The organism is Ostreibacterium oceani (genome assembly GCF_009362845.1).
Lineage (GTDB): Bacteria > Pseudomonadota > Gammaproteobacteria > Cardiobacteriales > Ostreibacteriaceae > Ostreibacterium > Ostreibacterium oceani.
Genome location: NZ_WHNW01000017.1, coordinates 1 through 8,733, shown reverse-complemented (window position 1 = coordinate 8,733; position 8,733 = coordinate 1). Strand labels below are relative to the sequence as shown.

The 8,733-nt window shown below is 37.3% G+C and carries 7 protein-coding genes; 4 read left to right on the top strand and 3 right to left on the bottom strand.

Features of this window, described 5'->3' with window-relative positions; translation table 11 throughout:
* A partial coding sequence (locus tag GCU85_RS09755; RefSeq protein ID WP_152810995.1) for an Ig-like domain-containing protein occupies positions 1-2,587 on the bottom strand: 2,587 nt, incomplete at its 3' end.
* A gap of 36 nt (positions 2,588-2,623) precedes the next feature.
* On the bottom strand, positions 2,624-3,505 hold the full coding sequence (locus GCU85_RS09750; protein ID WP_152810994.1) for a phage integrase N-terminal domain-containing protein: 882 nt from the start codon (positions 3,503-3,505) through the stop codon (positions 2,624-2,626).
* A 929-nt stretch (positions 3,506-4,434) separates the two neighbouring features.
* On the opposite strand from GCU85_RS09750, the gene GCU85_RS09745 reads away from it, so the two are divergent.
* The 4 genes from GCU85_RS09745 (at position 4,435) to GCU85_RS09730 (ending at position 7,035) form a co-directional block, all read left to right on the top strand.
* On the top strand, positions 4,435-4,722 hold the full coding sequence (locus GCU85_RS09745) for a BrnT family toxin (protein ID WP_152810993.1): 288 nt from the start codon (positions 4,435-4,437) through the stop codon (positions 4,720-4,722).
* Positions 4,709-5,005 (top strand): BrnA antitoxin family protein, encoded by a 297-nt coding sequence (locus GCU85_RS09740; protein WP_152810992.1) that lies wholly within the window; start codon positions 4,709-4,711, stop codon positions 5,003-5,005. Before GCU85_RS09745 ends, GCU85_RS09740 begins: the two co-directional genes overlap by 14 nt.
* Positions 5,006-5,557: 552 nt before the next feature.
* Positions 5,558-6,571, top strand: coding sequence for a replication initiation protein (locus GCU85_RS09735; RefSeq protein ID WP_218110668.1), 1,014 nt, complete (start codon positions 5,558-5,560; stop codon positions 6,569-6,571).
* 35 nt (positions 6,572-6,606) lie between these two features.
* Positions 6,607-7,035, top strand: a complete 429-nt coding sequence (locus tag GCU85_RS09730) for a hypothetical protein (RefSeq protein WP_152810990.1) — start codon at positions 6,607-6,609, stop codon at positions 7,033-7,035.
* Here GCU85_RS09730 and GCU85_RS09725 read toward each other — a convergent pair.
* On the bottom strand, positions 7,032-8,733 hold a 1,702-nt coding region (locus GCU85_RS09725), incomplete at its 5' end, for an Ig-like domain-containing protein (protein WP_218110667.1). The two genes, GCU85_RS09730 and GCU85_RS09725, sit on opposite strands and share 4 nt — an antisense overlap.

Below are 8,733 nucleotides of genomic sequence, written 5' to 3'. Positions count from 1 at the left end.
CGGTTGAATCAAATACAAAGTTATTGCCTTTAGCACCAGGCTGTAAAAAATCACCTAGATAAGGGTTTTGGTATAAGGTGTCTCCATCCACATCGATAGTATTCCACATTAATTCAATATCTCCACTAATCACGGTGTTTTCAGCTGGGCTAATAATTTCAACGACAGGTTTGTTATCGATTACAGAAAACTCAGTAGTTAAGTTTTCGCAAGTCATTCTGACCGTTTCTCCAGCATCATCCCAAAGAACACCACCAAAAACGCTTCCTCCAGTCGATGGATTAGGGTCATCTGGAAAAGCAATAGCCTCAATAGCAAAAACACCTTCGCTGAGCACTTTTTTATTAACATCTAACAGTTGAATATCGCAGCTATAATTACTTGGCTCAACCACCTCGGAATTATTCCAATTTCGCTGTTTTGTATGATTAATTACAATAAAATTATTAGAGATATCTGCTTCTCCTCTTACCCATAAATATACTGGATTAGTATTTATCTTTTTAGGATTGAGGTTTTTCAACGTTGTGGATTTCAGTATCGCACCAGACTTTTCAGCAATTTTGTTATAGTCTCGATAATCCACCCATACGTTTGTTCCAGGAATTATTCCTTTAAGGTCATTTGCATACATTAAATCGTATATTGGTTTTACTCCTCCTGCATTTTGTTTAGAGCCTTCAAAATTTGAATAGTTTTCAAATGGAGAAAAACGAAATCCTTCAATAATGCTATCTTTGTTTGGGCGTCCACTTACATGAGAGATACCAAAACTATGATACATCTCATGTGGAAAAACAACATCGCTACCTTTCCCGCCTTCTTGAATCACAATGCCGTCAGTTCTTTTTCCATCTAATCGACGCCCAGCGTAAGCAAGCGTGGTTCCTACTACACCATTAGTGTAAGCGGGTGTTACTAACACTCCATAGGTACGTTTTTCTCCTGTATTTTTTAGTTCACCATTATAGTATCTAGAAAACCATAGCATGCAGCTCATTTCATCATCAGCGCTTCTTATTATTGAAAAATCATTTGGATCTTTACATACACCTTTATCTTCTAAGCTGGTTTCTGTGTATGGATAAAAATAGACTTCAGCAACTCTACCCGTTTTATAAGGCGTCACCTTTGAAACGGGGAAAAATTCAGTAACCCAAGGTAACTGATTTTTAATTACATTGTTGCTTACGGCGTCATACCCCCCAGGTTGTAATGTTGTTACCGACATACCCACACCCTGATAATCCAAAAACTCAAATGAATAGTTATCTACGGATGGGCTTTTGGATAGTGATAATGAGGTGCTGTAGGTTACTTCCTCTTTATTTTTTTGAGGGTAAGGTTTTATCTCTAACTCAAAACTAGTATCTGATGATTGAGCAATGGAATTAACAGTATGTTCACCCAGCGCAATCTCTTTTTTGCTATATTGGTCACGGCGTTTAACAGTATTAACACCTGCTCCTTGAGAATAGCTATTCAGCTTGCTAACCTGATAAGATAACTCCTTAACTTGATCATCTTCATATACATCGTTATGCTTCTTCCAGCGCGTATAGATTCTACGAACAAAAGGCTTGTGACTGACTAATGGCGGATTACGTGAGGTTTGGAATATAGCCAATTCTAATCCTTTGCATGGCGCTTTGCTAGGGGCGCAAGTTTCACCATCACCATAGTCAAAATTGTCTTCTAACGATAAGTCTGGAACGGTTTCAAACGTATATTCAATATCACTTGGAAGCGGCGAACCTGTGGTTGATTTAATTCCTGACTCTCCTGAAACGATAGTTACATAATATTTAATTGCATCTTTTAAATTAGTATTAGGCGTAAATTTAAATTCATCCGAGCTAACCTGAGAAAATACACCAGCAACATCTTTATAGTTGCCGCTAGCATCACGGTACTGTAATTTAAATGAGTCGCTTGTTAGCGTATCTGGATCGTAATCATCAGAAAAAGTGACTGTAATATCTGATCTATCGACAATAAACTGACGATTTTTTTCCTTATCCGTGGGTGAAGTTTCAACCACACCAAAATCAACAATAGCACTCACAACAATTTCACCAACACCAACACACCAGCACCCAGTATTGGTAGAGTCTGTATCGATATATATTTTGTTTTCGCCATTAATAAAAATAGATGTGTCTAAATCTCGCTGATTATTACTCCAAGAATTATTTGCACCTGATAATGAACCTGGCAGACGGTTATCATTTAAATAAAGCACGTCTATCTCAGCACCCCCAGGGCACCCTTGTGGGTCTCTATAATCTATGTCATAATTATTTACTTCAAACTTAACCTCATGAAGTTTCTCAGGGTCAACAGGAATGTCAATTGTATAGAAATGATCGCTATATAAACAAGACTTGTTGCCCTCGGTTCGCCAATAAGTGCGACCATCTAAGTTACTCACTTCCGTTTTGCGTAACGAAAACTCAAGTTGTTTTAGCTTAGGTAAAAAAATACCATCAGTATCTTGTGCGAAAATAAATGACGGTATTATAGCGAATGTCATTAATAGAAATAATATCCTCATATCCTTACGATACACCATAAAATTATGCTCCATAATTGATAAAATCTAAAACCCACTATATCACATAACTCACTTACCAATATAGTTTGCTACAATATCAAGACGATTATGTCCTAACTCTTGAGTAATTATAAATCGTGCTTTTTCATCGATAGTTTTTTCTTCGGCAGTTAATGCTTTCCAATTTTTACCACCGCAATTAGGACATTCCCAACCCGTCAATGTTCTGTAGCGGTCTTGGGCATATTGATGACGTAAGCCATGATTATTCTTTTCGCCACCGCGATTAGTGACATTTTCATAGCGTTTTAACTGCGAGATATAGTTTTTATCAGGCGGTATTAATGCCCGTGCGCCCTGCTCTCGCTGAAAGCTTTTAATTTCATCAAGCAATTGGCGTTGCGATTGATTCAAAATTGGAATTTCTCGCGTACGACCTCCTTTGCACCATGTACTTTTTAATTCGATATGATCGCCTTTGTCGGCATAAAAGGCATCAAACTTAATCGATTCTTCACGACGTAAACCAAATTCTGATTGCAGTTTTAATGAGAACTGCACATAAGGGTCTTTCATTTGCTCAACATGGCTTGCATCCAATGTTTTCGCTTTATTAATATCATTATTAATGTATTGACGCCTATCGATACCATATTCATCGTTGGTACGGTGCATGATATTTGCTTTATCGATTTTATGCGTTACCCAGCGCAAATCACTCATCCGATTTTTAATTGTGCCTGGAGACAAATTTTCGGACTTCCAACGTTCAACTAAATAATCAATATGCCTCGGTTTTAGGTTCCTTAAATCGTGTAAATCAGGATACCTATCCGCTAACTGTTGAACGGCTTGATCGAGGCGTTTTCCTCGGTTCGCATGGGTCGAATAACTGCCTTCCTTGTTGTGTTTAACAAGGCTCTTAACACTCCTTTCTAGTGCTTTTGACATATTTTGATTTTGTTTTGTTAAGTTTTAATTTGCTGTTTCCTCCATTGAGCGCACCCAATGAGAAATAATTCAGCTTTGTTTATTTAACCGTTATCAGTTAATGAGCGTACTCAGTAACCAACTTCGACCAAAGGTTTTTCTGACCTCAAACAGCTGCGTTCGTTTTTTTTCAGTCACAGACACTGATTCATATGCTTAATTTTATTCAAGCTTTTTCACCTCCGCTTGATTTTGATTTTTCAAAAAAAGGGAGGTGTGATTTCCCCAATGGGAAATTTCAGCTCCCCATTGGGTTGACGCATTGCGTCTTGTTGGCTTTCGCCAAAAAATAGTCAAAATTTTCAATTTCGACTTTCGTTCTTTCCATGCATGAAAAATGTGATTTCCGTTCACAAAATGATCAGTAGAATTTTTGCAAATTCTCGACGACACTGCCCCGACCATGGTCGCCTTTTGGTGCGCTTAGCGCAAAGGTTGCATGATAAGCTCATGCGGGCTTTTTTCCTTTTTCACTTTCAAAAAAAATGAGAAAATGAATATATAAAATGATTTTAGCATGATTTGAGACGACTGTCACTACCTCATTTTTGCTTACGCAAAAGTAGTGACAGTCGTCATCTGCTCCATTTTTTGGGCATTGATTTCTGTTCCGTTCGTATGATGAATTTATCGCGGGAGCATCCGCGAAAATTCAATTAAACTCCACTGCGTTTCGTTGCGTTGGTTTTTTCTCAATTACAAGTGATTGTTCAAAAACCAACGTCATTCATTCTTATCATGTTCGCCGTGATTAATAGCGCGTGTTTCTCAATTTTTGAGAAACACCTAAGCGCGACTTTTTCAACATGTGAAATTCATCGTATTGATTAATTATTCCAACGCTGATACAATAATTACTAAATAATAATTATTAAAAAGTAATTACTTTAATGCAGATAATATTTGAATGGGACGAGCAAAAAGCACAATTGAATTTGAAAAAGCATGGGGTTTCATTTGAAATGGCGGCTCATGTTTTTGCCGATCCGTTTTGCTATACGGCACAAGACCGATTTGAAAATGGAGAATACCGTTGGCAAACGATAGGCAAAATTGCTAACGAAGTGGTTATTTTGGTTGCCCACGTTCAGCACTACAAAGAAAATTGTGAAATTGTCCGCATAATATCCGCACGAAAAGCGACTAAACAAGAAAGGCTACGCTATGGGAAATGTTAAATACAAACAAGCAGACTTACCAAACATCAGCAGAGATGATATCAAGCGTGTGATAGCCATTAAAGATGATGCTATCAATACAGATGACATTCCCGAATTAAACGAAAATTTTTGGGAAAATGCCGAATTATATCGCCCTAAAAAGCAACAAATCACGATTAAAGTTGATGCTGATGTTTTATTGTGGCTAAAATCTAACGGAAAAGGCTATCAAACGCGCCTAAATGAGATTTTGCGCAAAAGCATGGCTCAAAGTATCAAAAAAGAAAAAAACCACTCTTAGCGAAAGCTAGGGGGATGGGGCATCGCCCCATGTAGCGACGCAAGGAGCGTGACAAAGCTGAAATACCCCAATTTCGCGCAGGTGTTTGGTGTGTATATACGCCAAACTTCGCTATTTACTAATTCACTCTATTGAAAAATATTGCTCAGGCTTCCTATTTTGCGTTTTCTGGCGTTTTTAGAAAAAATTCAGGGTTTACTATGCTCAAATAAAAAATTGAGCGTAGCGAACAGAATTAGCGCACGCAGTGCGCAAGGCGACCGCAAGCGGTCGGGCGTAGCGAGGAACGAGCGAAGGGTTGGAGCGCGTAAGCGCTAAAAATTGACCGCAGAAATCAAGTTATCCACAGGCAAATTTCTTCTTTGCATTATTTATTCTTGTTTATTCCTGTTTAGAGCAAATTAAACCTCTAATAATCAATTTGTTACTAGCCTAAAAAAGACAAATTGTCGGGAAAAAAGACAAATTGTCGGGAAAAAAGACAAATTGTCGGGAAAAAAGACAAATAAATGGACAGTCTTTTTAATATGTCATACAATATGCTGTATGAGCATGAGCAATAACTTAATTTACAAGTCAAACGACATTATCGAAGCATCCTATCATTTGACGTTGAACGAACAGCGTCTATTGCTTGCTTGCATTAGCCAGGTTAAATCTGATGGAGCGATTGGCGACCGCTACGTTATAAGTGTTGAGCAAGCGCGTGATTTGTTCTACGACAACAAAGGTAAAGATAAAGCTTTTCGAGATCTCAAAGCTGCGAGCAAAAAGCTATGGGATAGAGGTATTCACATGAAAAGCGAGAGCGGTCAACGTGAGTTATTTACTCGTTGGGTATCTACAGTTGAGTTTGATAATGAGGAGCAAACAGCAACGCTCTATTTTCACGATCAAATCAAACCATACATCGCGCAGTTAAAAAGTAACTTCACTAAGTACCGCCTCTCGCATATTACTCAGCTAACAAGCGTTTACGCGATACGTATTTATGAGTTGATTGTGAGTTGGTATTCACAAAATCAACCCTATAAAGAGTACAAAATTGACGATTTCAAAGAGCTATTGCAAATCGGTGATAAATACAGTCAATTTGGCGAATTCAAATCACGAGTAATCACTCCAGCACTGAAACAAATCAACGCGCACACTGATTTTGAATTCGAGATTAGCTATCGAAAGGTGGGACGTTCATTTAAGTATATTCAGCTAAGATTTAACCGAAAACCTGAATTTGAACTAGCAGAAAGCATCAATCAGAAGAAAATGCAGCATAATTTAAGCAAAGCCGAGCAAAAAAGCCGTGCTATAGAAAAGCAACGCAAAAAGGCAGCATTTACCGAATACGCCAAAGACATTTTCATTGCTAAAGGCATGACGTTTGAAAATATTGAAACAGGAGCTATTTATACCGTTGATGAAAACAACAGTATTATGACGAATGATTTTAACGAATTGAATAAATATTTTATTACAGATGACCACATGAAGTATCTCCTTTTTTTAAACCGTATTCGTCAAATTAACAATCTTGATGATTCTGACACAAAAACGTTTAATTTTTAGTATACTGAACACTACTTTACAGCACTTTATAGACCATGAAAAACATTGTTTCTATTACAAAAGCAGCCAAACTGGCAGGGGTTAGCCGAACAACTCTTTATGACAAGTTGAACAACGGTGAACTATCCAAAACACCCAATGGAAAAATTGATGTTTCCGAATTATTGCGCGTTTATCCGAACATTGAGATTAAAGAAGAATTGGACAATTCTAACAATTCAAATATTGACACTTTGAACACTACTTTACAGACTGATAATGAGTTACTAAAAACAGAAATCCGCTTTCTTAAAGAAAAGGTTTTAATGCTTGAAAATACTATAGAAGAAATCAAAAAAGATAAAGAAGAATACAGAGTTGACAAAAAAGTTTTTCGAGATTTGGCTGAACAAAAATTAATTCCTGATTTATCAGCTATGGACAACACTGAACAAAAGAAAAAAGGGTGGTTTTTTAGACGTTAATGAGACTGCCAATTTTTTCTCATGGGAATAACAGTCATCACCATAGTCAAACAAAGTAATAATATTGCTATCCACCCCAATGATGGGATTTTTTCTCCGTTAGGTGTAGTTGCATATGGTGTAGCTGTGGCTTTGAATGATTTATCTACATCAAGTGTGTCGAGTGTCACAAATATACCAATTTCCGCAGTTAACGTATTAGCGGCTCTTAGTACATAAGATTTATTTTGCACATTATTTGCACCAACCCAAACAGAACCATCAGACTTAATTTCTGCCGTAAAGCTATTGTTTGAAACATAACTGATTTGGAAACTAGGCGTACCTTCTGTAGAGATAATATAGTCATTCAAATTGAAAACTTTATGCATATTACCATCTGCAGCAATATTAATAGCAGGCAAATCTTTAAAAGTTAATGGTGAGTGGAATGTCGACACATTATACGATGAAGTCTCCCATGCTTCACTACGATAGTCCGACTGTTCTGGGTCATAGTAACTGTAAAGTAGTAAAGATTTCAGGTAAAACTGTCCGCTTTTCGCCGTATTTTTTATTTTTGTCACGTCAAAATAAAGCTTTAGTGTGTTGTTGCCTTTAGTTAAATAGATATCGCCTGTCCCTGACCATTCGATTAGTGTGTTCTCACTATCATATAAACTACCGTTAAGGTTGTAATAGCTACTGTAGAAAACTTCAACAGATATCTCTATGACTAAATAGTCGTCATTTCCATCATTATCATAATCAATTAAATAATCATTGTACTGGTCTGTGATTTTAACATTATTCACTTCTTCGAATAAATCCGTAGTCGTAAATTTCCAACTTTTAGGTGTCCCGATCACAGTATTTCTGGCGGTATCTTTAGCACCATCAAGCAATGTGATTTCATATTGTGTTTCAGGATCGAGTAACGCATCCGGTGTAAAGATAATCGATTGTTTATAGCTATCATAGATCACTGCGCCAGATACTGCTGTATTATCGGCTAGACTTTTCATAGAAATCAAAGCATCACTAACACTTTCTATATCCAGCGCCTCACTAAAAAAAACTTCGACCAACGTATTACGTGCAACGGCTTTTTCATTTGCCTTAGGGCTTTCATTAATTACCGTTGCGGGTGTTGTGTCTTTCATGGTGGTAAATTGCCAACTATGCCCTCCGGTTAGCGCATTTCCATATTTATCCGTTAACTGATCAGATAGTATTACCGTATAAGTTGTGTTATATCTAAGTGGGCCGTATATTGGTACGATTAGATTATTTGCGTTTTCAGTATCAATAGTCATATCACCTAAAGCAATGCTATTATTGTCTATGTCGACCAAAGTAACTGCGTCAGTTAAATCCATTATGCTAGGATCTAAATCGGTGACGAAATCAACATTTATTTCAGGCATAAAATTTTTGTAGCCAGTGCTTACGTTGATTCCACTTGGCCTCTCGTAATTCACTTTCAGCGGGTTCTTTACAACAACATCAATAAATGCTTCGGTAGACAGCTTGCCGTCATCAATCCAAATACCTAGTTGTGTTGGTCCAGATGGCACAACGGTTGAATCAAATACAAAGTTATTGCCTTTAGCACCAGGCTGTAAAAAATCACCTAGATAAGGGTTTTGGTATAAGGTGTCTCCATCCACATCGATAGTATTCCACATTAATTCAATATCTCCACTAATCACGGTGTTT